This window comes from Micromonospora sp. NPDC048907, from assembly GCF_055586885.1.
In genome coordinates this window covers 881262-906485 of the sequence record NZ_JBVJHI010000003.1, presented here as the reverse complement: position 1 = coordinate 906485, position 25224 = coordinate 881262, and the positions used below count along the sequence as shown (strand labels likewise).

23 protein-coding genes are annotated in these 25224 nt (G+C 73.4%); 16 read left to right on the top strand and 7 right to left on the bottom strand.

Annotated features, from left to right (window positions below; genetic code table 11):
• The first annotated feature begins 26 nt into the window (after positions 1–26).
• The 8 genes from ACZ6PY_RS13770 (at position 27) to ACZ6PY_RS13735 (ending at position 10150) form a co-directional block, all read left to right on the top strand.
• Positions 27–2846 carry a DNA polymerase III subunit gamma and tau gene (locus tag ACZ6PY_RS13770; protein ID WP_466071988.1) on the top strand — a complete coding sequence of 940 codons (2820 nt, stop codon included), beginning with the start codon at positions 27–29 and terminating at the stop codon, positions 2844–2846.
• A 108-nt stretch (positions 2847–2954) separates the two neighbouring features.
• Entirely contained in the window at positions 2955–3263 is a 309-nt protein-coding gene (locus ACZ6PY_RS13765; RefSeq protein WP_030502117.1) for a YbaB/EbfC family nucleoid-associated protein, read from the top strand.
• An 8-nt stretch (positions 3264–3271) separates the two neighbouring features.
• Complete coding sequence (gene recR / locus ACZ6PY_RS13760) at positions 3272–3865, top strand: recombination mediator RecR (RefSeq protein ID WP_091316841.1); 594 nt, start codon at positions 3272–3274, stop codon at positions 3863–3865.
• 334 nt (positions 3866–4199) lie between these two features.
• Positions 4200–5870 (top strand): ABC transporter substrate-binding protein, encoded by a 1671-nt coding sequence (locus ACZ6PY_RS13755; protein ID WP_466071986.1) that lies wholly within the window; start codon positions 4200–4202, stop codon positions 5868–5870.
• Positions 5871–5972: 102 nt separating this feature from the next.
• A complete protein-coding gene (locus ACZ6PY_RS13750) occupies positions 5973–6980 on the top strand; it encodes an ABC transporter permease (protein ID WP_466071984.1) in 1008 nt (335 codons plus the stop codon).
• Positions 6977–8017 carry an ABC transporter permease gene (locus ACZ6PY_RS13745; RefSeq protein ID WP_466071982.1) on the top strand — a complete coding sequence of 347 codons (1041 nt, stop codon included), beginning with the start codon at positions 6977–6979 and terminating at the stop codon, positions 8015–8017. Before ACZ6PY_RS13750 ends, ACZ6PY_RS13745 begins: the two co-directional genes overlap by 4 nt.
• Before the next feature lie 43 nt (positions 8018–8060).
• A complete protein-coding gene (locus ACZ6PY_RS13740) occupies positions 8061–9047 on the top strand; it encodes an ABC transporter ATP-binding protein (protein WP_466071980.1) in 987 nt (328 codons plus the stop codon).
• Positions 9044–10150, top strand: a complete 1107-nt coding sequence (locus tag ACZ6PY_RS13735) for an ABC transporter ATP-binding protein (RefSeq protein WP_466071978.1) — start codon at positions 9044–9046, stop codon at positions 10148–10150. Before ACZ6PY_RS13740 ends, ACZ6PY_RS13735 begins: the two co-directional genes overlap by 4 nt.
• Positions 10151–10211: 61 nt before the next feature.
• On the opposite strand, the gene ACZ6PY_RS13730 is transcribed toward ACZ6PY_RS13735, so the two are convergent.
• Positions 10212–10691 carry a hypothetical protein gene (locus ACZ6PY_RS13730; RefSeq protein ID WP_466071976.1) on the bottom strand — a complete coding sequence of 160 codons (480 nt, stop codon included), beginning with the start codon at positions 10689–10691 and terminating at the stop codon, positions 10212–10214.
• The gene (locus tag ACZ6PY_RS13725) at positions 10673–11299 is read right to left on the bottom strand and encodes an HNH endonuclease family protein (protein ID WP_466072090.1); all 627 of its coding nucleotides are present in this window, start codon (positions 11297–11299) and stop codon (positions 10673–10675) included. Before ACZ6PY_RS13725 ends, ACZ6PY_RS13730 begins: the two co-directional genes overlap by 19 nt.
• Before the next feature lie 139 nt (positions 11300–11438).
• On the opposite strand from ACZ6PY_RS13725, the gene ACZ6PY_RS13720 reads away from it, so the two are divergent.
• Positions 11439–12896: an MFS transporter gene (locus tag ACZ6PY_RS13720; protein ID WP_466071975.1), complete on the top strand. Its 1458-nt coding sequence runs from the start codon at positions 11439–11441 to the stop codon at positions 12894–12896.
• 25 nt (positions 12897–12921) lie between these two features.
• On the top strand, positions 12922–13134 hold the full coding sequence (locus tag ACZ6PY_RS13715) for a DUF1737 domain-containing protein (RefSeq protein WP_466071973.1): 213 nt from the start codon (positions 12922–12924) through the stop codon (positions 13132–13134).
• 42 nt (positions 13135–13176) lie between these two features.
• On the opposite strand, the gene leuA is transcribed toward ACZ6PY_RS13715, so the two are convergent.
• Both leuA and ACZ6PY_RS13705 read right to left on the bottom strand, forming a co-directional pair.
• Positions 13177–14928: a 2-isopropylmalate synthase gene (leuA, locus tag ACZ6PY_RS13710; RefSeq protein WP_466071971.1), complete on the bottom strand. Its 1752-nt coding sequence runs from the start codon at positions 14926–14928 to the stop codon at positions 13177–13179.
• 239 nt (positions 14929–15167) lie between these two features.
• Positions 15168–16439: an MFS transporter gene (locus ACZ6PY_RS13705; RefSeq protein WP_466071969.1), complete on the bottom strand. Its 1272-nt coding sequence runs from the start codon at positions 16437–16439 to the stop codon at positions 15168–15170.
• A gap of 78 nt (positions 16440–16517) precedes the next feature.
• On the opposite strand from ACZ6PY_RS13705, the gene ACZ6PY_RS13700 reads away from it, so the two are divergent.
• Positions 16518–17504, top strand: a complete 987-nt coding sequence (locus ACZ6PY_RS13700; RefSeq protein ID WP_466071967.1) for an ArsR/SmtB family transcription factor — start codon at positions 16518–16520, stop codon at positions 17502–17504.
• 17 nt (positions 17505–17521) lie between these two features.
• On the opposite strand, the gene ACZ6PY_RS13695 is transcribed toward ACZ6PY_RS13700, so the two are convergent.
• Both ACZ6PY_RS13695 and ACZ6PY_RS13690 read right to left on the bottom strand, forming a co-directional pair.
• A complete protein-coding gene (locus ACZ6PY_RS13695; RefSeq protein WP_466071965.1) occupies positions 17522–18052 on the bottom strand; it encodes a nitroreductase family protein in 531 nt (176 codons plus the stop codon).
• Between the two features lie 85 nt (positions 18053–18137).
• A complete protein-coding gene (locus tag ACZ6PY_RS13690; protein WP_466071963.1) occupies positions 18138–18920 on the bottom strand; it encodes a hypothetical protein in 783 nt (260 codons plus the stop codon).
• 242 nt (positions 18921–19162) lie between these two features.
• Here ACZ6PY_RS13690 and ACZ6PY_RS13685 point away from each other — a divergent pair, with 242 nt between their 5' ends.
• Together ACZ6PY_RS13685 and ACZ6PY_RS13680 are read left to right on the top strand one after the other, a co-directional pair.
• Positions 19163–20428, top strand: coding sequence for an aspartate kinase (locus tag ACZ6PY_RS13685; RefSeq protein WP_151462326.1), 1266 nt, complete (start codon positions 19163–19165; stop codon positions 20426–20428).
• A gap of 5 nt (positions 20429–20433) precedes the next feature.
• A complete protein-coding gene (locus tag ACZ6PY_RS13680) occupies positions 20434–21492 on the top strand; it encodes an aspartate-semialdehyde dehydrogenase (protein ID WP_262282642.1) in 1059 nt (352 codons plus the stop codon).
• Positions 21493–21577: 85 nt separating this feature from the next.
• Here the strand turns inward: ACZ6PY_RS13680 and ACZ6PY_RS13675 are convergent, their stop codons facing one another.
• A complete protein-coding gene (locus ACZ6PY_RS13675; protein WP_466071961.1) occupies positions 21578–23041 on the bottom strand; it encodes a GGDEF domain-containing protein in 1464 nt (487 codons plus the stop codon).
• Between the two features lie 174 nt (positions 23042–23215).
• On the opposite strand from ACZ6PY_RS13675, the gene ACZ6PY_RS13670 reads away from it, so the two are divergent.
• The 3 genes from ACZ6PY_RS13670 (at position 23216) to ACZ6PY_RS13660 (ending at position 25223) form a co-directional block, all read left to right on the top strand.
• Positions 23216–23995: a phosphodiesterase gene (locus tag ACZ6PY_RS13670; RefSeq protein ID WP_466071959.1), complete on the top strand. Its 780-nt coding sequence runs from the start codon at positions 23216–23218 to the stop codon at positions 23993–23995.
• A gap of 4 nt (positions 23996–23999) precedes the next feature.
• The gene (locus ACZ6PY_RS13665) at positions 24000–24632 is read left to right on the top strand and encodes a histone deacetylase (protein WP_466071957.1); all 633 of its coding nucleotides are present in this window, start codon (positions 24000–24002) and stop codon (positions 24630–24632) included.
• 78 nt (positions 24633–24710) lie between these two features.
• Positions 24711–25223: a SigE family RNA polymerase sigma factor gene (locus tag ACZ6PY_RS13660; RefSeq protein ID WP_466071956.1), complete on the top strand. Its 513-nt coding sequence runs from the start codon at positions 24711–24713 to the stop codon at positions 25221–25223.
• Position 25224 lies beyond the last annotated feature (1 nt).

Genomic DNA, 25224 nt, shown 5'->3' with positions numbered 1-25224 from the left:
GGCTCGGTCGAGAGGAGGCGGGACGGGTGGCACTGGCCCTTTACCGCAAGTACCGGCCCCGTACGTTCGCCGAGGTCATCGGCCAGGAGCACGTCACCGAGCCGCTGTCGCAGGCGCTGCGCAGCGGGCGGCTGAACCACGCCTATCTCTTCTCCGGCCCCCGGGGCTGCGGCAAGACCTCCAGCGCCCGGATCCTGGCCCGCTCGCTCAACTGCGAGCAGGGGCCGACCCCCGAGCCCTGCGGGCAGTGTGAGTCGTGCCGTTCGCTGGCCACCGACGGCTCCGGCTCGATCGACGTCATCGAGATCGACGCGGCCAGCCACGGCGGCGTCGACGATGCCCGTGAGCTGCGCGAGAAGGCGTTCTTCGCGCCGGCCCGCAGCCGCTTCAAGATCTACGTCATCGACGAGGCGCACATGGTCTCGTCGGCCGGCTTCAACGCCCTGCTCAAGCTGGTCGAGGAGCCCCCGGAGTACGTCAAGTTCATCTTCGCCACCACCGAGCCGGAGAAGGTCCTCGGCACGATCAAGTCGCGGACGCACCACTACCCGTTCCGGCTGATCCCGCCGAAGGTGCTCCGCCCCTACCTGGAGCAGCTGACCGAGGCCGAAGGGGTCAAGGTCGAGCCGGCGGTCTTCCCGCTTGTGGTGCGCGCCGGTGGCGGCAGCGCCCGGGACAGCCTCTCGGTGCTCGATCAGCTCATGGCCGGCGCCGGCCCGGAGGGGGTCAGCTACGCCCGGGCCGCCGCGCTGCTCGGCGTCACCGACTCCGCCCTGATCGACGAGATGTGCGACGCGCTCGCCGCCGGGGACGGCGCGGCCGCGTACGCCACCGTCGACCGGGTCGCGGAGGCCGGGCACGACCCGCGCCGGTTCGCCTCCGACCTGCTGGAGCGGCTGCGCGACCTCATCGTCATCCAGCAGGTGCCGGACGCCGCCGCCAAGGGCCTGATCGACGGCCCCGACGACCAGATCGAGCGGATGGCCGCCCAGGCCCAGCGGCTCGGCCCGGCGACCCTGTCCCGCTGCGCCGACATCGTGCACAACGGCCTGGTCGAGATGCGCGGCACCACCGCGCCTCGGCTGCTGCTGGAGCTGATCTGCGCCCGGATGCTGCTGCCCGGCGTGGACGACTCGTCCGGCGGCCTGCTCCAGCGTCTGGAGCGCATGGAACGCCGGCTCACCCTGGGTGGCGCCGAGCCGCCGCCGGCCGCCGCCGGCCCCGCGCCGGCCACTTCCGCCCCGGACGTACGCCCGGCGCCTCCCGCCCCGACCGCGGCTGCCGCCGCGCCCGACCCGGAGACCGCCGGCCCGCCGGCGGCTGCCGGCGCCCCGACCGGGGCGGCCGCCGCCCGTGCCGCCGCCGCGGCGGCCGGTGCCCGCCCGACCCCGGCCGCCCGCCCGGTCGACCCGGGCGCGAGCGGCTCCGGTGCCGCCGGGCAGGGTCGCCAGGTCGACCCGGTGCCCGGTGCGGCCGCCCAGCCCGGTCCGGGCGCCCGCCCCGCTGACCGGTCCGGCTCGGCCCAGCCGGGCTCCGGTGACTCCCCGGCCGACCGGGCGTCCGGCGGCTCGCCGGTTGACGGTCCGGCGTCCGGGGGTCCCGCCCGGCGTCCCGTCCCGGCCTCGGCGGTGCTGCCCGATCCGGCCACCCCGGAGCCGCCGCGCCCCGGCGCGGCCCCGGCCGGCGCGCTGGACGCCGTCGCGGTGCGCCGGGTCTGGGCCGAGGTCGTCGGCAAGGTCAACCGGAGCAACAAACGGATCGCGGCGCTGATGCGCGACGCGGTGGTCCGCGACCTGGACGGCGACACCCTGGTGCTGACCGTGAAGTCGACGGTGCTGGCGAAGATGATGGCCGACCACGCCGCGGTGCTCACCGACGCCCTCTACGAGGAGTTGGGTGGCCGCTGGCAGATCCGCTGCGAGGTGGCCGGCGAGCGGGGCGCGGCGTCGCTCGGCGGCCCGGCCCGCCCCTCCGGGTCGTCCCGCGCGGCTTCCTCCGACCCGGCCCCGGCCCGCCCGGCGTCCGGTCCGGCCGGCCCGGATGCCGCCCCGGCCCGTGCGCCAGGCCCGTCCGACGCGCCGGGGACCGGCGGCTCAGCCGGGGCCACCGCTGCCCAACCCGGCTCCTCGGCGAACCGTGCCGGCGGGGCGGTCGGGGCCCGGCCCGGGAACGCCGCCGGCCCGTCCGGCGGGGCCGCCCGTGCGTCGGAGCCGTCCGGTGGTCCGACCCGGCGGCCGGCCGGTCCGGCCGCGCAGGGGACGGGCGCCGGCGGGGACGACGAGGAGGACTGGCCGGAGCCGGCCCGACCGGGTGGCGCCGGACAGCCGGCGGGGAGCGACGCCGCCCCGGCGGCCGGCACGGGCGGGGACGACTGGCCCGAGGCCGCCCGTCCGGGTGGCGCGGCAGCCGTGGCCACGGCTCCCGCCCCGGCGACCGTCTCCGCTCCCGGCGTACCGAAGCCGGCCGGGCCACCGGGCCCGGTTCCGTCGCCGGCGGGCGGTGGCACGCCGAAGAACAGCGCGATCGCGGCGGCCCGGGCGGCCGCGGCGGCGGCCGCCGCCGGTGGCGGCCCGAGCAAGGGCCCGCGGGCGGTCCAGGCGACGCGGAAGACCGCGGACGCCGACTGGGCCGGCGAGCCGCCCTACGACCCGGACTACGACGGGCCGGCCGGCGGCCGGTCGGCGGCCCCGGCGGCGCCCGCCTACGAGGGCTTCGACCCGGGCGACGAACCGCTGGACGACGTGATCGACGAGCGGACCGCCCGGCAGTCCAGCGAGGAGCAGGCGGTGCAGTTGCTCCGCGAGGCGTTCGGGGCCGAGAAGATCGACGAGGTGGACGCGCGCTGAGCGCGCGTCGACCGCCGAGGAGCAGTGCCGTCGCCCGACTAGGCTGGGCGCGGCCGATCAGACGAGTGCGAGAAGGAGCCATCCGTGCGCCCAGGTGGACAGCCGAACATGCAGCAGATGCTGAAGCAGGCGCAGAAGATGCAGCAGCAGATCGCCAAGGCGCAGGCCGAGCTGGCCGAGGCGGAGCTGACCGGCACCGCCGGTGGGGGCCTGGTCACCGCCACCGTCGCCGGCACCGGTGAGCTGAAGGCGATCAAGATCGACCCGAAGGCGGTCGACCCGGAGGACGTGGAGACGCTGGAGGACCTGGTCGTCGCCGCCGTGCACAACGCCGCCGAGGCGGCCCGGGAGCTGACCGAGAAGAAGATGGGCCCGGTCGCGGGTGGGATGGGCGGCCTCGGCCTGCCCGGGTTCTGAGCCGGCAGATGTACGAGGGTGCCATCCAGGATCTGATCGACGAGCTGGGCCGGCTGCCGGGCGTGGGCCCGAAGAGCGCCCAGCGGATCGCGTTCCACGTCCTGTCCGCGGATCCCGCCGACGTGAACCGGCTGGCCGGCGCGCTGCGCAAGGTCAAGGAGCTGGTGCGGTTCTGCACGACCTGCTACAACGTGGCCGAGTCCGAGCAGTGCCGGATCTGCCGTGACCCGCGGCGCACGGACGAGGTGCTCTGCGTGGTCGAGGAGCCGAAGGACGTCGTGGCGATCGAGCGGACCGGCGAGTTCCGCGGCCGCTACCACGTGCTCGGCGGCGCGATCAACCCGCTGGAGGGCATCGGCCCGGACAACCTGCGGATCCGGGAGCTGATGACCCGGCTGGGCGGGGGCGCGGTCCGTGAGCTGATCCTCGCCACGGACCCGAACACCGAGGGTGAGGCGACCGCCACCTACCTGGCGCTCATGGTGAAGCCGATGGGCATCGCGGTGACCCGGCTGGCCAGTGGTTTGCCGGTCGGCGGCGATCTGGAGTACGCCGACGAGATCACCCTGGGTCGCGCGTTCGAGGGCCGCCGGGCGATCTGACCCGGAGCGACGACCGGGCCGGCCGGCCCCGTGCGCGGGGCCGGCCGGAATCGTCCACCCATCCGGAATGTGGGACGGGTGCGATTCGCCACGTACGCGCCAACCGGCCGCTGGCTGGCCCGTTTTGCGGCGATCCGTCCGTTCTCACTATCTGCTCCCGACTGTGACAGCCCTGTTTGTCGCGAGATCGGAAGCTGTCAGACCCGGCCACTTGGTGTCGGCTTGATAGCGATTGCCTCACGGGCGTTCCGCATTCTGTGTGTCGTGTCATAGCCTCCCGCACACGGACTGAGTCACAACTCGGCGTGGAACATGCGCATGACAGAGGTGAGAGATGCAGGCGAGCAGGCTTAAAGCGGCCGTGGCCCTCGCGGCCGCTGCCGCTCTGGCGGTCGGAGCGTCCGGCTGCGCCAAGAGCGAGCGCGACGAGGACAGCGGTGGCGCCAAGACCGGCGGCACCTTCGTCTTCGCGGGCGCCGGTAACCCCAAGAACTTCGACCCGATCTTCAACGACGACGGCGAGTCGTTCCGGCCGATCCGCCAGATGTACGACACCCTCGTGCAGAACAAGCCGGGTACGGCCGATCTGCAGGGCGCCCTGGCGGAGAGCTGGGAGCACGACCCCGAGGGCAAGGTCTGGACCTTCCACCTGCGCAAGAACGTGAAGTTCCACGACGGCACCCCCTTCAACGCCGCCGCGGTCTGCTTCAACTTCGACCGCTGGTTCAACATGAAGGGCGCCGCCGCCCAGTCGCAGATGATCTACTACTCGGACGTCTTCGGCGGCTTCGCCAAGAACGAGGCCGAGGGCGCGGGCGACCCGGTCTACAACAAGTGCGAGGCGAAGGACGACGGCACCGCCGTCGTCACGATGAACCGGTACAAGGGTGCCTTCCCGGGTGCCTTCGCGCTGACCGCGCTCTCGATCGCCAGCCCCGAGGCGCTCAAGAAGTACGACGCCGACACGGTGAAGCAGAACGGCGACTCGTTCGAGTACAGCGCGTTCGCCAACGAGCACCCGGTGGGCACCGGCCCGTTCACCTTCGGCGGCTGGGACAAGGCCAAGGGTGAGATCACCTTGAACCGGAACCCCGACTACTGGGGCGAGAAGGCCAAGGTCGACAAGCTCGTCATCAAGATCATCGAGGACGAGAACACCCGTAAGCAGGAGCTGCGCGCGGGCACCGTCCAGGGCATCGACTTCCCGGCCCCGGCCGACCGCAAGGCGCTCTCCGGCGAGGGCTTCCAGGTCCTCGACCGCCCGGCGTTCAACATCCTCTACCTCGGCTTCAACCAGAAGAACCCGAAGCTGAAGGACCTGCGGGTGCGCCAGGCGATCGCCTACGCCCTCAACCGCCAGCAGCTCGTCCAGACCAAGGGCCCGGGTGGCACCAAGGTCGCCGACGAGTTCATGCCGGACACCGTGCTCGGCTACGCCTCGGACGTGCAGAAGTACGAGTACAACGTCGACAAGGCCAAGCAGCTGCTCAAGGAGGCGGGCGCCGAGAACCTGACGCTCAACTTCTACTACCCGACCGACGTCTCCCGGCCGTACATGCCGAACCCGCAGGAGATCTTCACCGTCCTGGCCAACGACCTGCAGGCCGTCGGCATCAAGGTCAACGGTGTGGCCCGCCCGTGGAACGGTGGCTACAAGGACGACGTGCAGCAGTTCGGCAAGCACGACCTGCACATCCTCGGCTGGACCGGTGACTACAACGACCCGGGCAACTTCGTCGGCACCTTCTTCGGCCGCGCCAAGGTCGAGTTCGGCGACCAGTCGATGACCGAGATGTTCGACGCCATCACCAAGGCCGACGCCACGGTCGACGAGGCCGGCAAGAAGGCCGCGTGGGAGCAGGTCAACCGCGACATCGCCGCCAAGTGGCTGCCGGCCGTGCCGGTCTGGCACGCCCCGCCGGCCATCGTGGTCACCAAGGACGTCAAGGGTCTGGTCGCCAGCCCCCTGACCGACGAGCGGTTCAACACCGTCAGCGTCGGCTGAAGCGCCACTGACCGCTGACGCCGTACGCGGAATCGGCCCGGGCCGGGCTCTCTCTCCCGGCCCGGGCCGACCCGCTGTTACCGAGAATCTGGTGTGTGAGAGATGTTGCGAGTCATAGTCCGCCGCCTGCTGCAGCTGGTGGTGACCCTGATAGGGCTGTCCGCGCTGGTCTTCGTCTGGCTGCGGAACCTTCCCGGCGGGCCGGTCGAGGCGCTGCTCGGTGAGCGGGCCACGCCGGAGCGGCGCGCCCTGCTGATCAAGGCCCTCGGCTACGACCAGCCGATCCTGGTGCAGTACGCGAAGTTCATGCAGCGGCTGCTGACCGGCGACTTCGGCAACTCGATCCGGAGCGGCGACCCGGTCACCGAGGTGATCGGCCGCGCCTTCCCGGCCACCATCGAGCTGGCCGCGGCCGCCATGATCATCGCCATCGGGCTCGGCGTGCCGCTCGGCTACATCGCCGCCCGGCACCGCGGCCGGCTGCTCGACAACCTGAGCATCGCCGGAACGCTGCTCGGCATCTCGATCCCGATCTTCTTCCTGGGCTATCTGCTCAAGGACGTCTTCACCCAGAACATGCACTGGTTCCCGCCCTCGGGCCGGATCAGCACCGGGGTGGACAACACCGACGTGACAGGCTTCTTCGTCCTCGACGGGCTGCTCACGCGGGAGTTCGACGCCGCCGGTGACGCGCTGTGGCACCTGATCCTGCCGGCGCTCACCCTGGCCACCATCCCGCTCGCGGTGATCGTCCGGATCACGCGGGCCAGCGTGCTCGACGTGCTCAACGAGGACTACGTCCGCACCGCCGAGGCGAAGGGCCTGCGGCACAAGACCATCCGCGGCCGGCACATCCTGCGGAACGCCCTGCTGCCGGTGGTCACCACCATCGGCCTGCAGACCGGCGCGTTGCTGTCCGGCGCGGTGCTCACCGAGCGGGTGTACAACTGGGGCGGCCTCGGCACGCTGATCTACAACTCGATCAGCGGCGGCCGCGACTACCCGGTGCTCCAGGCGCTGATCCTGCTGGCCGCGCTGGTCTTCGTGCTGGTCAACCTTCTGGTCGACCTCTCCTACGCCTTCATCGACCCGAGGGTGCGTGTGCGATGAGTGACCCGATCACCCGGCCCACCGTGGGCACCCCGCGCGAGAGCGTGGACCCCGCCGCCGTCGAGGAGAAGCGCGAGGGCACCCTGCCGCGCGGCATCGACCGGCTCGGCGAGCGCAAGCGCGCCCGGCTGGAGCAGCTGGCCCAGGCCACCGCCGACAAGGGCGGCGTGAGCCTGGTCCGGGACGCGTTCCGCCGGCTGCGGCGCAACCCGACGGCGATCGTCGGCGCGTCCATCGTGGCGATCTTCATCCTGGTCGCGATCTTCGCGCCGCTGCTCGCGCCGCACGACCCGGCGCAGCGCTTCGACGAACTGACGAAGAACCTCACCGTCGACAACATCCCCGGCGCCAGCAGCGAGTTCCCGCTCGGCTCCGACCCGCTCGGCCGGGACTTCCTGTCCCGCATGATCCACGGCAGCCGGCAGACCCTGTTCGTCGGCGTGCTCGCCACGCTCATCGGGTTGGCCCTGGGCGTGCTGGTCGGCGCGGTCGCCGGGGCCTTCGGCGGCTGGGTCGACAACATCCTGATGCGCTTCACCGACGTGATGCTGGCCCTGCCGGCGCTGCTGCTGGCGATCAGCCTGGTGGCCATGGCCAGCCGGTCCAGCCAGTGGACGGTGATCCTGGCGGTGGCCATCGTCAACGTGCCGATCTTCGCCCGGCTGCTACGCGGGTCGATGCTCGCCCAGCGGGAGAGCGACCACGTGCTGGCCGCCCGGGCACTCGGCGTCAAGCAGGGGTCGATCGTGCTCCGGCACATGCTGCCCAACGCGATGACCGCCGTGATCGTGCAGGCCACGCTGACCCTCTCCACCGCGATCCTGGAGGCGGCGTCGCTCTCCTTCCTCGGTCTCGGTGACCCGGACATCAACCGGGCCGAGTGGGGCCTGATGCTCGGTGTGGACGGTCAGCGCTACTTCGAGGTCCGGCCGGAACTGGCCTACTACCCGGCCGTCGCGATCATCGTGGTCGCGCTGGGCTTCACCCTGCTGGGCGAGGGCATGCGCGAGGCGATCGACCCGAAGAGCCGGCGGTGACGGCGATGGCGACAACGGACCAGCACGATGAGGAAGTGACCCGATGAGCCTGCTCGACGTACGCGATCTGAGCGTGGTGTTCCAGCGTCGCGGTGAGCGGCCGTTCACGGCGGTCGACAAGGTCAGCTTCAGCGTGGAGCCGGGGCAGACCGTGGGCCTGGTCGGCGAGTCCGGCTGCGGCAAGAGCGTGACCAGCCTGGCGATCATGGGCCTGCTGCCCCGGCGGGGCAACAAGGTCACCGGCGAGGTGAACTTCGACGGCGCCGACCTGCTGAAGCTGCGCCCGGACGACATGCGGGACCGGCGCGGCCGGGACATCGGCATGATCTTCCAGGACCCGCTCTCCTCGCTGAACCCGGTCGTGCCGATCGGCACGCAGGTGGCCGAGGTGCTGGAGCGGCACCGCGGGATGGACCGCAAGGCGGCCATGAAGGAGGCCCGGGAGCTGCTCGACGCGGTCGGCATCCCGGACCCGATGCGGCGGCTCAAGGAGTACCCGCACCAGATCTCCGGCGGCATGCGGCAGCGCGCCCTGATCGCCACCGCGCTGGCCTGCAAGCCGCGGCTGCTCATCGCGGACGAGCCGACCACCGCGCTGGACGTGACCATCCAGGCGCAGATCCTCACCCTGCTCAAGCAGCTCGTCGACGAGACCGGCACCGCCCTGATCATGATCACGCACGACCTGGGCGTCGTGGCCGGCCTCTGCGACACGGTCAACGTGCTCTACGGCGGCAAGGTGGTCGAGCGGGCCGCCCGGCACGAGCTGTTCGCCCGGCCGCGGCACCCGTACACGCACGGGCTGCTGAGCTCGGTGCCGCGGCTGGACTCGCCGCGCGGCGAGCGGCTGCACGCCATCCGCGGCTCGGTGGCCGACAACATCCCGTGGGGCGAGGGGTGCGCGTTCGCCCCCCGCTGCGACAACGTGGTGGACGCCTGCCTGGAGGGCACGCCTCCGCTCGAACCCACCGCGACCGGCGGCGACCTGCGCTGCAACAACCCCGTTTCCGAGGAGGTGGCGGTGCCGTGACCGAGTCGACCGAGCGGACCGGACCACTTGTCGAACTGCGCGACGTCAAGGTCCACTTCCCGATCAAGAGCGGCGTGCTCTTCGACCGCACCGTCGGCCACGTCTACGCCGTCGACGGCGTCTCGCTCACCATCAACAAGGGCGAGACGTACGGGCTGGTGGGCGAGTCGGGGTGTGGCAAGTCCACCCTCGGCCGAGGCCTGCTGCGGCTGGTCGAGCCGACCGACGGCGAGATCGTCTTCGACGGCACCGACATCCGCGCGCTCAAGGGCGAGTCGATGCGCCGGATGCGCCGCCGCATCCAGATGATCTTCCAGGACCCGCTGTCCAGCCTCGACCCCCGCCAGTCGGTGGAGTCGCTGCTGGTCGAGGGCCTCAAGGCGCACGGCCTGGCCAAGGACAAGGCGGCCACCACCAAGCGGCTCCGGGAGGCGCTCGCCGCGGTCGGCCTGCCCGCCTCGGCGCTGAGCAAGTACCCGCACGAGTTCTCCGGCGGGCAGCGGCAGCGCATCGGCATCGCCCGGGCGCTGGTGCTCGACCCCGACCTGATCGTCGCCGACGAGCCGGTCTCCGCGCTCGACGTGTCGATCCAGGCGCAGGTGATCAACCTGCTGGAGGAGCTGCAGAACGAGCACGGCCTGACGTACCTGATCATCGCCCACGACCTGGCGGTGGTCCGGCACATCGCCGACACCGTCGGGGTGATGTACCTCGGCGGCCTGGTGGAGGAGGCGTCCAGCGACGACCTCTACCGGGAGCCGATGCACCCGTACACCAAGGCGCTCATGTCGGCGGTGCCGGTGCCGGACCCGCAGGTGGAGGACCGGCGGGAGCGGATCCTGCTCGCGGGCGACCTGCCCTCGCCGACGAACCCGCCGCCCGGCTGCCGGTTCCACACCCGGTGCCCGTGGGCCCAGCCGACCCGGTGCGCCGAGGAACGGCCGGCGCTGCGCGAGGTGCTGGGCGGGCACCGGGTGGCCTGCCACTACGCGGAGGACATCGCGGCCGGCCGGATCCGGCCGCACGAGGTGGAGCCGGAGCTGGTCCGGCCGGACGACGGCGCGGCGCCGGGCGACACCGGGGAGCTGATCCCCACCCCGTGACGTGACGACACGAGGCCCCTTCCCCGGGCGGGGAAGGGGCCTCGTCGCGTTCGGACCGGGGTCAGCCCTCGGGGCGGTGGAGCAGGGCCACCGCGACGGTGTGCACGGCGTCCAGCGCGGCCGGATCGGCCAGCGGCACCCGGCCGCCGGTCACCGCGTACCACTCGTCGGCGTCCTTGTACTGCACCCGCAGGGTGACCTGGCCGTCGGCGTACTCGGTGCGCAGCGTCAGGTCGCCGGTCACCACGCCTACCTCGTCGGTCATCACCCCACCCGGGCCGGCGGTGATGTCGCTGGTGCGTTCCGGGGCCCCGGGCGCCGGCGGGGCAGCCGCGGGCGCGGCCGGCGTGGCGTCGGCGGACATCCCGGCGCCGGACACGTCGGCGGGGGCGGACGGCGTGCCGTCGGCCGTCATCCCGGCCGAGGTCGGCCCCGGCGCGGTCGCGCCACCGGCGGCCGCCGCGGCGTCCCCGCCCGTGGTGTCCGGCGTTCCCTCCGGCGCCGGCGCGCCACCGGCACCGGTCACGGCTTGTTCGCCCATGTGCAGCCCTCCAACATGTCGGTGAGGGCGGCCTTCTCGGCACTGGTCACCGTCAGCCGCCAGTAGTGCTTGACCGTCACCCAGTCCGCGGCGTACTGGCACCAGTACGAGCGGTTCGCCGGCTTCCACTGGGACGGGTCCTGGTCACCCTTTGCCCGGTTGGAGCGGAGGGAAACCGCGATGAGCTGCGGCCGGGTCAGGTCGTTGGCGAAGTCGCCGCGCTTCGAGTCGTCCCACTCGTCGGCTCCGGAGCGCCAGGCGTTGGCCAGCGGCACCATGTGGTCGATGTCCACGTCGGCCGGATCGGTCAGCGCCAGCCCGTCGTACGCGCTCTCCCAGCGGCCGCCCACCACGTTGCACCCGGAGAGCTTGATGCCCTCGCCGTCCCGTTGCAGCACGGTGTCCCGCACGTCGCAGTTCTTGCCGGTGTCCCGCCAGTGCGGGAAGCGGGTCCGGCTGTAGCCCTTCATCGACCCGGCGGCGGCGACGGTCAGCTCACTGAGCTGCTGGTCGACGTTGCCGGCGGCGCTGGGCGGCGTGTCCGGCTCGTCGACCGGCACGCATCCGGTGACGCCGAGGGCGAGCACCGCGGTGAGCGCGGCGGCCATCCCGGCGTGGACTCCTGATCTCGTACGCACAGACGACACCTCTCCAGCTTGCGGGCTCCCGGCGAGTCCGCACAGTACCCGGCGACGGTTTCCGTGATTCGTGGCGTCGGAAGTGGAGGGCCGGGCAGAGTGGTTACCCATGACCGCACCCGCTCCCGCGCTGCGTATCGGCACCGCCGCCGGTCGCGGCACGCTGCTCGCGGCGATCCTCGCCTCGGGCATGGTCTTCCTGGACAGCACCGTGGTCACCGTGGCGCTGCCCCGGCTCGGCGCCGAACTCGACGCCACCGTCGCCGGTCTGCAGTGGACGGTCAACGGGTACCTGCTGATGCTGGCCGCGTTCGTGCTGCTCGGCGGCGCGCTAGGCGACCGGTTCGGGCGGCGGCGGGTCTTCCTGGTCGGGGTGGTGTGGTTCGCCGTGGCGTCGATGCTCTGCGGGCTGGCCCAGGGCACCGGCTGGCTGATCGCCGCCCGGTTCCTCCAGGGCGCTGGCGGGGCGCTGCTCACCCCCGGCTCGCTCTCCGTGCTCCAGGCCAGCTTCGACCCGGACGACCGGGCCCGGGCCATCGGCACCTGGTCCGGGCTCTCCGGGGTGTCCACGGCGCTCGGCCCGCTGCTCGGCGGCTGGCTGATCGACGCGCTCTCCTGGCGGTGGATCTTCTTCGTCAACCTGCCGCTGGCCGTCGGGGTGGTGCTCGCCGCGCTGCGCTGGGTGCCGGAGAGCTGCGACGAGGCCGTCTCGCGTACCGGAGCCGGCCGGCGGTTCGACGTGGCCGGCGCGCTGCTCGGCGCGCTGGCCCTCGGCGGCGTCACGTACGCCCTGATCGACGAGCCGGCGCGCGGTGCCGGCTCGCCGGCGGTGCTGGCCGCGGCGGTGGTCGGGGTGCTCGGTGCGGTGGTCTTCGTGCTGGTCGAGCGGCGCCGCGGCGACACCGCCATGCTGCCCACCGGGCTGTTCAGCAGCCGGCTCTTCTCGGTGCTGAACATCTTCACCGTGATCGTCTACGCGGCGCTGGGCGGCTTCACCTTCTTCCTGGCCGTCTACCTGCAGAACGTGGTCGGCTGGTCGGCGCTGCTCACCGGCCTGGCCACCGTGCCGATGACCCTGCTGCTGCTGGTCGGCTCGGCGCGGGCCGGGGCGCTCGCCGCCCGGATCGGCCCCCGGCTGCCGCTCACCGTCGGCCCGGTGGTCGCCGCGGCCGGCCTGCTGCTGCTGCGCCGGGTCGGGCCCGGGGCGTCGTACTGGGTGGACGTGCTGCCCGGGGTGCTGCTGTTCGGCGCGGGGCTCACCCTGGTGGTCGCCCCGCTGACCGCCTCCGTGCTGGCCGCCGTGGCGGACCGGTTCGCCGGGGTGGCGAGCGGCTTCAACAACGCCGCCGCCCGGGCCGGCGGCCTGCTCGCGGTGGCCGCGCTGCCGCTGCTGGTCGGCCTCTCCGGGAGCGGCTACGAGCAGAAGGCCGCGCTGGCCGGCGCGTTCCGCGGGGCGCTGCTCTGGTGCGCCGGCCTGCTGCTGGTCGGGGCGGTGCTGGCCGGCCTGCTGATCCACCGCCCGGCGCGAACCGCGCCCGGCGCCCCGACGCCGCCGGCCGGGCGGTGACCGGCGGTGCTGTTAGCGTCGGACCATGGGTGATCAGGAGAGCGGGACGACGGCCCGGCTGCGGTACCGGCTGCTCACCGGGCCGGACGACGCCGACTTCTGCCGGCGGGTCAGCGAGGCGCTGGCCGACGGCTACCGGCTGCACGGCTCGCCGGCGGCCACCTTCGACGGGCAGCGGGTGATCGTGGCGCAGGCAGTCGTCCTCGACGACGGCAGCCCCACCGTCGTGCCGGTCTGAGCGGCTGGTCGGGCCCGCACGGCGGGCCCGACCAGCTCTCCGTCAGCTCCGGGCGCGGTTGACCGCGCTGGTGACCGCCTTGATCGAGGCGGTCACGATGTTGGCGTCCACCCCGACGCCCCAGACGGTCCGGCCGTCCACCTCGCACTCCACGTACGCGGCGGCCTGCGCGTCCCCGCCGGAGGAGAGCGCGTGCTCGTGGTAGTCGAGCACCCGTACGGCCACGCCCAGCGACTGCAGCGCGTTGACGTACGCGTCGATCGGGCCGTTGCCGACCGCGGTGAGCGGCTGGACGTCGCCGTCGCAGCCGACCCGGGCCTCGATCTCGACCTTGCCCTCGACGGTGCCGATGGCGTAGCCGGCCAGGGTGACGGCCGGGTCGACCTGGTGGTCGACCAGATAGTTGCGGGCGAAGATCTCCCACATGGTGCCCGGCTCGACCTCGCCGCCGTCGTGGTCGGTGACCTGCTGGACCACGCCGGAGAACTCGATCTGGAGGCGGCGCGGCAGGTCGAGCTGGTGCTCGGACTTCATGATGTACGCGACGCCGCCCTTGCCGGACTGCGAGTTGACCCGGATGACCGCCTCGTAGGTGCGGCCCAGGTCCTTCGGGTCGATCGGCAGGTAGGGCACGGCCCAGGTGAACTCGTCGACCGGCACCCCGGCCGCCGCCGCGTCGACGTGCAGCGCGTCGAAGCCCTTCTTGATCGCGTCCTGATGGGAGCCGGAGAAGGCGGTGTAGACCAGGTCGCCCGCGTACGGGTGGCGCTCGTGCACCGGCAGCTGGTTGCAGTACTCGACGGCGCGCTTGACCTCGTCGATGTTCGAGAAGTCGATCATCGGGTCGATGCCCTGCGAGAACAGGTTCAGCCCCAGGGTGACCAGGTCGACGTTGCCGGTGCGCTCGCCGTTGCCGAACAGGCAGCCCTCGATCCGGTCGGCGCCGGCCAGCAGGCCCAGCTCGGCGGCGGCCACCCCGGTGCCCCGGTCGTTGTGCGGGTGCAGGCTCAGCACCAGGCTGTCCCGGCGGGGCAGGTGCCGGTGCATCCACTCGATCGAGTCGGCGTAGACGTTCGGCATGGCCATCTCGACGGTGGCCGGCAGGTTGACGATCAGCTTCCGGTCCGGGGTGGGGTCGACCACCTCGATGACCTTGGCGCAGACCTCCAGCGCGTACTCCAGCTCGGTGCCCGTGTACGACTCCGGCGAGTACTCGTAGTGGACGTCGGTGTCCGGCGTGTGGATCTCCGCGTACTTCTGGCAGAGCCGCGCGCCCGTCGTGGCGATGTCGGTGATGCCGTCCCGGTCCAGGCCGAAGACCACCCGGCGCTGGAGCGTCGAGGTGGAGTTGTAGAAGTGCACGATGGCCCGGCGCGCGCCGCGCAGCGACTCGAAGGTCCGGTCGATCAGGTGCTCCCGGCACTGGGTCAGCACCTGGATGGTGACGTCCTCCGGGATCAGGTCCTGCTCGATCAGCTGCCGGACGAAGTCGAAGTCGGTCTGGCTGGCCGAGGGGAAGCCGACCTCGATCTCCTTGTAGCCCATCTGCACCAGCAGCTGGAACATCCGGCGCTTGCGCTCGGGCGACATCGGGTCGATCAGGGCCTGGTTGCCGTCGCGGAGGTCCACGGCGCACCAGCGGGGCGCGGCCTCGACGCGGCGGGTGGGCCAGGCACGGTCCGGCAGGTCGAACCGGAACTGCTGGTGGTAGGGCAGGTAACGCTGGAACGGCATCCGGCTGGGGCGCTGCCGGGCGATCGGATCGGTCTCGGCGTCGGTGACAGGTTGAGCCATCTCGGAGTGCTCCCTGGGAACATGTGGCGTCAGCAGATCGGAAGGTGTCGGCGAGATGCCGGGCGACGGTGCCGCGGCGGTGCCGAGAAGAAGTTCGGATGTGCTGGACGGCGCGGTTCAACTCCGCGACGAGGTGCCGGCCGGTCAGGCCTCGTCGCGGCAGCGAAGGAGAAGGTACGCCCGCCACATGACAAGGTCACCCTACGTGGTGAGATCGTCGGTGGGAAGCCAGGTCCGGACTATGGGACCGGTGTCACGGCCTCCTCCGGTGCCACGGCGCCCAGGCGCGGCGTCCGCCCGGCCCAGGCCACCGCGGGCACGATCGCCAGCCCGACCAGCGCGAAGACGGCCGCCGTCGGGTACCAGCCCCAGCCGCCGGTGGTCACCCCCAGGGCGGTGAGCCCCGCCGGGGCGATCAGGTACTGCAACTGCGTGCCGAGTCGGAACGCCCCCACGTACGCGCCGCGCTGGGCGGCCGGCGGCAGGGCGGCGGTGAGCCCCCAGGTGCCCGCCGACTCGACCAGCTCGGCGACGATCAGCAGCATCGCGGCGGCCACCAGCACCACCACGGTTAGCGCGCCCTGGGTCACCCCGGAGATCGGCAGGACCAGGCAGAACACGGCGATCAGCAGGGCGCCCCGGCGGGACGCCCGGGCGGCGCCCGGCGCACTGTCGGCCCCCCGGCTGGCGCGCACCTGGAGCAGCACGATGAGGACCGTGTTGAGCACCACCAGCCCGGCGATCACCGTCTTCGGCGCGTCGGTGCGGGTGAGAATCCAGAGCGGCATCACGGTCAGGTAGAGCGTCTGGTGCGCGGTGAGCAGCCCGGACAGCAGGGACACCGCCATGAACGGGCGGTCCCGCAGCACGGCGAGCCGGCTCATCGGCTCCACCGGGCGGGCCGCCTGCGGCAGCCGGGGCAGCCGCCGCACGAACAGCGCCGTCACACCGAAGACCGCCGCGATGAACCAGACCATCCCCCGGTACGCCGCGATCGTGTCCACAGCCAGCACCAGCCCGCTGATGGCCGCGCCGAGCCCGAACCCGACGTTCAGCAGCGAGCGCTGGTAGGCCATCGCGGTGACCCGCTCGGCCGGCGGGAGCGCGTTGATCGAGTAGACCTGCCGGGCCACGCCGGCCGCGGCGTCCACGGCGGCCAGGGCCACCACCACGGCGAGGAACCCGGCGAACCCGCCCACGAACGGGTACGTCGCGAAGAGCGCCCCGTCCAGCACCAGCGCGACCACCCAGACCCGCTGCGGCCCGTACCGGTCGGTGAGCCCGCCCAGCGGCACCGTGCCCAGCAGCGACACCCCGGCCGCGATGGACAGGCCCAGCCCCACCTGGGCGGCGCTGAGCCCGAGCGCCCGGGTGAAGAAGACGGCGCTGCCCGCCTGGAACAGGCCGCCGCCGACGGCGTAGACCATGGCCTGCACGGCCAGGGCGCGGGTCAGCCCGGCGGGCGGTACGACGTGCCGGACGGCGGTGCGGATGGTGTCTCTGGCCCCCATGGCCGGTGAGTGAACCGCGCCCCCACGGAGCCCGTCGAGCCTTTTAGTCTGTGGCGAATCCTGCGTCGGGGGGTGCGCGTGTCCGAGTTGCGGTTCAGCCTGGCCGACGTCGCGGGAGTGCGGTTCGCCGTCTCACCGGTCAACGAGACGGTCATGAGCATGTGGGCGCTGGGGGATCCGGTCCGCTACGCCGTGCACCTGCCCTGGATCGACCGGGCTCGGGCGACGCTGGGCCGGCCGGAGGTGGCCGACCGGGTCCGCCCGCTGCGGGAGCTGGCCCGTCCGCGCCGCTGGCTGCCCGATTTCCTCACCCCGGCCGCCCGACCGGGTGTGGAGATCATCGAGCAGCTCGACCAGATCGCGGCGACGCCGCCGGACGTGGTGGTCCAGGACCTGCTGGCGACCACCCCGCGAGGACCGCTGAGCCCGTTCGGGCGGGCGCTGCTCGCCGACCCCCGGGCGCTGCTGCCGCAGCTCGTCGACGCGGTGCGGATCTGGTACGACGAGGCGATCGCGCCGGACTGGACGCGGATGCAGGCGCTGCTCGACGCCGATGTCGCGTACCGCGCCGCCCAGCTCGCCGAGGGTGGTGCCGGCCGGCTGTTCGCGCAGCTCCACCCGAGCCTGCGCTGGCTCGGCGACCGGGTGGTCAGCGACGACCCGTTCGAGCGGGACTTCGACCTCCGCGGGCGCGGGCTGGCGTTGAACCCGAGCGTGTTCACCGACCGGCGGGTGCTGTGGAACCTGCTGGAGGATTCGCTGCCGGCCGGGGCGTACCCGGTCCGGGCGGTGGGCACACTCTGGGAGACGGTCGAGGCACCGCCCGGTGACGCCCTGGCGCGGGTGGTCGGCGCCGGCCGGGCCGCGCTGCTGCACCTGCTCGACGCGGCGGCCACCACCACGGACCTGGCCCGGCGCACCGGGATGTCGGGTGGGAACGTGTCGCAGCACCTGGCCGCGCTGCACGCCGCCGGGCTGGTGTCCCGATCCCGGCAGGGCCGGCACGTCCTCTACCGCAACACCGACGCCGCGACGGTCCTGGTCCGGGCCAGCCGCGGCGGGTGACCGGCCCGGTCGGGGGATCAGCCCAGGAGCAGGGCCGCGAGCGGCCGGCGGCGGCGCAGTGCGGTCTCCCGGTCCCGGAGGTCCTCGGGGAGCGCGAACGGGTCCCCGAGCCGGCCGACCGCGGCCACCACCAGGGGCCGGACCTCGACCGCCAGGTCCAGCTCGGTGGCGAGGCCGGCGCGGTCGAAGCGGGTGAGCTGGTGCACGTGCAGGCCGAGCGCGGTGGCCTGCACGGTCAGGTGGGCGACCGCCTGGCCCAGGTCGTACGCGGCCCGCTCCGGGTCGCCGCCGGTGTGCGCGCCGACGACCAGGGCGGAGGCGTGCCGCACCCAGCGTTGGTCACCCTCGGGCAGGTTGACCAGGATGCGCTTCCACGTCTCGTCCTCCCGGTGGCCGAGCGCGAAGCGCCACGGCTGGGCGTTGCCGGCCGAGGGCGCCCAGCGGGCGGCCTCCAGCAGGGAGGTGGCCTCGTCGCCGGTCAGCTCGGCGGCCGGGTCGAAGGCGCGGGGGCTCCAGCGGAACGCGAGCAGCGGGGTGAGGTCAGGCATGGGTGAAGCATCCCTGATGGGTGTTTTGCCCGGGCGCTCGACCCCCGTCATGTGTGGTCAAGAGCACCCGTAACGGACATCAGGGTCAGGGCGTTCCCGCGCTCGGGCTGTCGGTCGGCGACGGCGCGTCCCGGCTCACCGGCTCGCCCTCGCTGACCGGCCCGGCCAGCGGCACGGTGGCCGGCGCCGCACCCGGCTCGCCGGCCAGCGTCAGCGTGCCGAAGGCGGCCCGGACCGCGGCCGGCGTGCCGTCCGGCAGGTAGCAGTAGATCCCCACGTCCAGCGGAGCGTTCAGCGAGGCGGAGGTCGACTCGACCGAGTAGCACTCGCCGTGCACCCCGGGCAGCGGGGTGGCCGGCGAGACGGCGAGCGGGGCACGCCGGTCGGTGAGCACGTCCAGCCAGTCGGTGAACGGGTGCTGCACCCGCGGGTCCAGCTTCCGGGGCACGGCGTCGTCGGCGTCGCCGAGGCGTACGCAGCCCGCCGGCTGCGCCCACCCGGTCGAGGGCAGGGCGCACTGGAAGAGCCCGTCACCGGTGGCGGCGAGCGAGACGTCGACCGTGCCGCCCCGTCCCCAACCGGGCACGTCCACCCGCCAGGTGCCGTCGTTCGCACTGGTCACCGCGACCGTCCGGGTCGTGCCGTCGGCCGGCGCGAAGGTGTACGTGGCGGTGAGGTGCCGGTCCTGGGCGGCGGCCGCCAGCGCGGCGAGCTCGTCCCGCGCGGCGTCCACCTCGGCCGGGACGGGGTCGGCGGTGCTGGTCGGGGCCGGGCTCGGCGGGTCGGCGGTGCAGGCGACCAGGAGCGCGGGCAGGGTGAGCGCCAGGGCTCCGGTCAGTCGCCGGGCCGCGCGTCGGTGTGCGTGCACCGGGACATTCTGCGGTGCCGGCGGGGCTCCGGCGAGCCCGCCGTGCGGGTGTACCGGCCGGCGTGTCGTCCGGCCGGGTCGGTGCCGGTGGGCCGCCGCACGCCGGGGCCGGATGGTGGGATCACCCGACCCGGCGCCGCGCGCCGCCCGATACCCTGGGGAGGTCTGACACGCGCCGCCGGACCGAAGAAACCGGCGGCGCCGGCACGCTCAGGGTCGTCGCTGGGAGGGAGTGCACCGTCGTGGCACTCGTGGTGCAGAAGTACGGCGGGTCCTCCGTCGCCAACGCCGAGCGGATCAAGCGGGTGGCCGAGCGCATCGTGGCCGCCCGCAAGGCCGGCGACGACGTCGTCGTGGTGGTCTCCGCCATGGGAGACACCACCGACGAGCTGCTCGACCTGGCCAACCAGGTCAGCCCGCTGCCGCCCGGCCGCGAACTGGACATGCTGCTCACCGCCGGGGAGCGGATCTCCATGGCGCTGCTGGCCATGGCCATCCACAACCTGGGCTACGAGGCCCGCTCGTTCACCGGCTCGCAGGCCGGCGTGCTCACCACCTCGGTGCACGGCCGGGCGCGGATCATCGACGTCACCCCGGGCCGCCTCAAGGGCGCGCTGGACGAGGGCGCCGTGGTCATCGTGGCCGGCTTCCAGGGCGTCTCGCAGGACACCAAGGACGTCACCACGCTGGGCCGGGGCGGGTCGGACACCACCGCCGTGGCCCTCGCCGCCGCGCTCGACGCGGACGTCTGCGAGATCTACACCGACGTGGACGGCGTCTTCACGGCCGACCCGCGGATCGTGCCGAACGCCCGGCACATCAAGCACATCACCTACGAGGAGATGCTGGAACTGGCCGCCTGCGGCGCGAAGGTGCTGCACCTGCGCAGCGTCGAGTACGCCCGGCGCGCGGGGTTGCCGATCCACGTCCGTTCGTCATACTCGACCAACACCGGCACGATGGTCACCGGATCGATGGAGGACCTTCCTGTGGAACAGGCACTGATCACCGGGGTCGCCCACGACCGCAGCGAGGCGAAGATCACCATCGTCGGGGTGCCCGACGAGCCGGGCGCCGCCGCGCGGATCTTCGACACCGTGGCCGGCGCCGAGATCAACATCGACATGATCGTGCAGAACGTGTCCACCGAGGGCACCGGCCGCACGGACATCTCCTTCACGCTGCCCAAGACCGACGGCCCGACCGCCATGGCCGCCCTCAGCAAGATCCAGGAGCAGGTCAAGTTCAAGGGCCTGCTCTACGACGACCACGTCGGCAAGGTCTCCCTGATCGGCGCCGGCATGCGCTCGCACCCGGGTGTCGCGGCCGGCTTCTTCGCCGCCCTCGGCGCGGCCGGGGTCAACATCGAAATGATCTCCACCTCGGAGATCCGGGTCTCCGTGGTCTGCCGGGACACCGACCTCGACAAGGCGGTCCGGGCCATCCACGACGCCTTCGAGCTGGGTGGTGACACCGAAGCCGTCGTCTACGCCGGGACCGGGCGGTAGCGCGGATGTCGTCGCTGCCCACCCTCGCCGTGGTCGGGGCGACCGGTGCCGTCGGCACGGTGATGTGCCAGATCCTCTCCTCCCGGCGCAACGTGTGGGGCGAGATCCGGTTGCTCGCCTCCGAGCGCTCGGTCGGCCGCCAGATCCAGTGCCGGGGCGAGTCGCTGACCGTCCAGGCGCTCACCCCCGAGGCGTTCGACGGCGTCGACGTGGCGATGTTCGACGTCCCGGACGCGGTCTCGGCCGAGTGGGCGCCGGTCGCGGTCAGCCGCGGCGCGGTCGCGGTGGACAACTCCGGGGCGTTCCGGATGGACCGTGACGTGCCGCTGGTCGTCCCGGAGATCAACCCGGAGCAGGTCCGCAACCGGCCGAAGGGGATCATCGCCAACGCCAACTGCACCACCCTGGCGATGATCGTGGCGATCGCCCCGCTGCACCGCGAGTACGGGCTGCGCGAGCTGGTGCTCGCGTCGTACCAGGCGGTCTCCGGGGCGGGGCAGGCCGGCGTGGACGCGCTGCACGCCCAGCTCGGCAAGATCGCCGGGGACCGGGTGCTCGGCTCCCGGCCGGGCGACGTCCGGCAGGCGGTCGGCGACGAGCTGGGCCCGTTTCCGGCGCCGCTCGCGCTCAACGTGGTGCCCTGGGCCGGCTCGCTCGCGGACGGCGGCTGGTCGTCCGAGGAGCTGAAGATGCGCAACGAGTCGCGGAAGATTCTCGGGCTGCCCGACCTCAAGGTCTCCGCGACCTGTGTCCGGGTGCCCGTGGTGACCGGTCACTCGGTCGCGGTGCACGCGGTCTTCGCCACCGAGGTCGACGCCGAGGGCGCCCGCGAGGTGCTGCGCAACGCGCCCGGCGTGATCCTGGTCGACGACCCGGCCGCCGGCGAGTTCCCGATGCCCATCGACGCGGTGGGCACCGACCCGTCCTGGGTCGGCCGGATCCGTCGCGCGGTCGACGACCCGCGCGCCCTCGACCTCTTCGTCACCGGCGACAACCTGCGCAAGGGCGCCGCGTTGAACACCGCCCAGATCGCCGAGCTGCTGGCCAAGGAGCTGACCCGCTGATCCGCGGCCGGCGTCGGCCACGCCCGGCCGCTGCCGCTGGCCGTGCGGGTCAAGCGCTCCCGGCCGGTGCCGGTGCGCGTGCCGGTCAGGCGGCGGAGAGGTGCACCCCGTCGCGGCCGTCCCGCTTCACGGCGTAGAGGGCCTGGTCGGCGCGGCGCAGGGTCCGCTCCGGTGTCTCGCCGGGTCGCGGGAGGGCGACGCCGACGCTGATCGTCCGGCCGGTGCGGCGGGCGGCCTCGGTGAGCCGCTCGGCGATCCGGACCGCCTCCTCCGGGCGGCTCACCTCGATCACGGCGACGAACTCGTCGCCGCCGGTCCGGTACAGCTCGTCGCCCTGGCGCAGCGCCCCTTCCAGCGCCCGCGCGAGCCCCACCAGGAGCCGGTCGCCGGCCTGGTGGCCGTACGTGTCGTTGACGTCCTTGAAGCCGTCCACGTCGATCGCCAGCAGGGCCGTACGCCCCGGCGTGGCGCTCGCGATCCGCTGCCCGAACGGCCCGGTGTGGCGCAGCCCGGTGAGCGGGTCCGAGCTGGCCTGCTCGCGCAGCCGGGCGAGCGTCCGCAGCCGGTCGAGGCAGATCCACGCCTGCCCGGCCAGCAGCTCGATGAGGTTGACCGTGGTCGGGTCCGGGCCCAGCAGCCGCTCGTCGGCGACCAGCAGCACGCCGCCGCCCTCCGCCGGCCCGACCGGCACGGCCACCAGGGTGCGCGCCCCGGCCCGGGTCAGCGGCAGGTAGTCCTCGGTCGGCGGATGCCCCTCCTCGCCCAGCGTGTAGGCCGAGCCGTGCCGGTGGGCACGGGCGATCATCCGGGCGAGCGCCGCCGGGCCGGCCTCGGCCAGCTCGGCCCGGATCCGGGCCTCCAGCGCTCCCGGGGTGCCCGTCGGCGTGCCCAGCCGGGGCTCGCGCGGGCCGGGGAGCACCAGCACGGCGGCGGAGAGCGCCGACACGTCCCGCGCCGCGGCGATCGCGGCGGTCATCAGGTCCCAGTCGGTGGGCGCGGTGGTCATCGCGGCGGCGTGCCGGAGCAGCTTTTCGCTGCGGCTCTCGGCCGGCGGCCCGCCGAGCGCGGCGATCCGGGCGCCGAGCCGGTCGGCCAGCCGCTGGGCGGTCCGCCGCCACCGGTCCGTCTCGACCGGGCCGCTCCACTGGAGGTCCAGCACGCCGAGCGGCCGGCCCGCCCGGTCCCGCACCGGCACGCAGATCTCGGCGGTGACGTCGGGGCGGACCGGGAGGTAGTCGGGATCGGCGGTCACGTCGGGGACGGTGGCCGGCTCGCCGGAGTCGTACACCCGGGCCACGATCGACCGCTCCTGGCCCCGCCGGGGCGGGCCGGAGTTCTCGCTCGGCGTTTGCAGCGGCACCGTGGAGAAGACCTGCCACGCGCCGGTGGCCGCGACGCAGCGCAGCCGGTCGTGGACCTGGAGCAGGATGGAGATCGTCGCCGGGGTGTGCCGGGCGAGCGCCGCGACGGTCCACTGGCACGCCTCCAGCGCGGTCGACGCCATGGGAAGGCGGACCGTGACGTCCCGGACGACTCGCTCGTGATCCACGTCGTTCCTGCTCGGAGGGGGCGGGGCGCGATCAAGGGTACCCAGCTGGGGAGCCGGTGACCTTCGTACACATGTGCTATCCACAGGCTGTGGACGCAGCCTGTGGGCGACGGGACCGCGCGGTGGAGGCGGCGGCGATAGCGTGAGGGGTCCCGGGCCCGTCAGGAGGCGCCGATGCTCATCGCCCAGCTCAGCGACCCGCACGTGACCACCGGCCTGCTCGCCGCCGAGCAGGCGTCCGGGCTGCACCGGGCGCTCGGCCGCGTCCTCGCCCTGCGCCCCCGGCCGGACTGCGTGGTGATCACCGGCGACCTGGTGAGCAACGGCCGGCCGGACGAGTACCTCGCGCTGCGCGAGATCATCGGGCGCTTCCCGCTGCCCGTCCACCTCGCGGCGGGCAACCACGACGACCGGGAGTCCTTGCTCGACACCTTCGGCGGCACCCCGTACCTGGGCGGCGGCTTCTCGGCCTACTACCACGTGGACCAGCCGGACGGCACGCTCGTGGTGCTCGACTCGCTCGCCCCGGGCGACGCCGCCGGGCGGCTCGGTGCCGAGCAGCTCGGCTGGCTCGACGGGGTGCTCGCCGGCCGGGCCGAGGTGCCCGCCGTGGTCTGTCTGCACCACCCGCCGGTCGCGGTCGGCGTCCCGGCCATGGACGCCATGGGGCTCACCGACGCCGACGCTCTCGCCGAGGTGATCGGGCGCCACCCCCACGTGGTCCGGGTCGCCGCCGGGCACCTGCACCGGGCGGTGACCAGTGCCTTCGCCGGCACCGTGCTGACCACCGCGCCGAGCACCTGGATGCAGGTCAGCCTGGCCATGACGGCGGAGGAGGAGATCGGCTGGGTCGCCGAGCCGACCGCCTTCCTGCTGCACCGGGTGGCCGACGGCGGCTGCGTGACGCACACCGTCCAGGTCAGCCACGCCGCCGGACGGACCTGCTGGTTCTGATCCGGTGGAGCGGCTTCTCTGGTACGTGGCGTACGGCTCGAACCTGCACGCGGCGCGGCTCGACCGGTACCTGCGCGGCGGGCGCCCGCCCGGCGGGCTGCGCACGTACCCGGGCTGCCGCGACTGCCGGCCACCGCGCCGCACGGTCGCCGGGGCGATCCCCGGCGGCGTCTACTTCGCCGGCGAGTCGCGGGCCTGGACCGGCGGGATGGCGTTCTACGACCCGGAGCTGCCCGGCCGGGCGGCCGTGCGGGGCTACCTGGTGACGGTCGAGCAGTTCGCCGACATCGCGGCGCAGGAGATGTACCGTCCGCCCGGCGCCGACCTGGACCTGATCCGGGTGGCGGCGGAGACCGGCCGGGCCACACTCGGCCCGGGCCGCTACGAGACCCTGCTCCGGGTCGGCGAGCGCGACGGCCTGCCGATGCTCACCTTCACGGCCCCGCACGCGGCGTCCGAGGTCGAGTGGGCCGCACCCGCCCCGGTCTACCTCGGCATGCTCGCCCGCGGGCTGCGCGAGGCGCACGGCTGGGACGTCGCACGGACCACCGACTACCTGGCCGACCGGCCGGGGATCGCCGGAGAGTGGGCACCGGTCGCGCTTCGCGCGCTGGTGATGGGCTCGGCCGCCGACTGACCGGGGTGAAATGTCCTGGTGCAACCGTGACCGTGGCCGCGCCCGTCACCGCCGTGAAGGGTCCCGGAGAGGAGCGGCATGCGGGCCGAGGACGAGACCGAGTACGTGGAGTACGTGACGGCGCGGTTACCCGTGCTGCACCGCACCGCGTACCTGCTGTGCGGAGACCCGCACCGGGCGGACGACATCGTGCAGACCACGCTCACCAAGCTGTACCGGCACTGGCGGCGAGCGGCAGGCGCCGACAACACCGACGCGTACGTCCGCCGGATGCTGGTGCGCACCTACCTCGACGAGCGGCGCGGCGGCTGGGCCCGGGTCCGGTTGATGTCGGAGGCGCCGGAGCGGCCAGCGGACGGGGCGCCCGGCATCGAGGACCGCCAGGCCCTCCGTGACCTGCTCGCCGGGCTTCCGCCGGCCCAGCGGGCCGTCCTGACTCTCCGGTTCGCGTGTGACCTCTCGGTCGCCGAGGTGGCCGACCTGCTTCGCTGCTCCACCGGCAACGTCAAGAGCCACACCTCGCGAGGGCTGGCGGCGCTACGCCGCCGGCTCGACATGGAGGCCTGCACCGACCAGCGAGCGGGAGGATGAC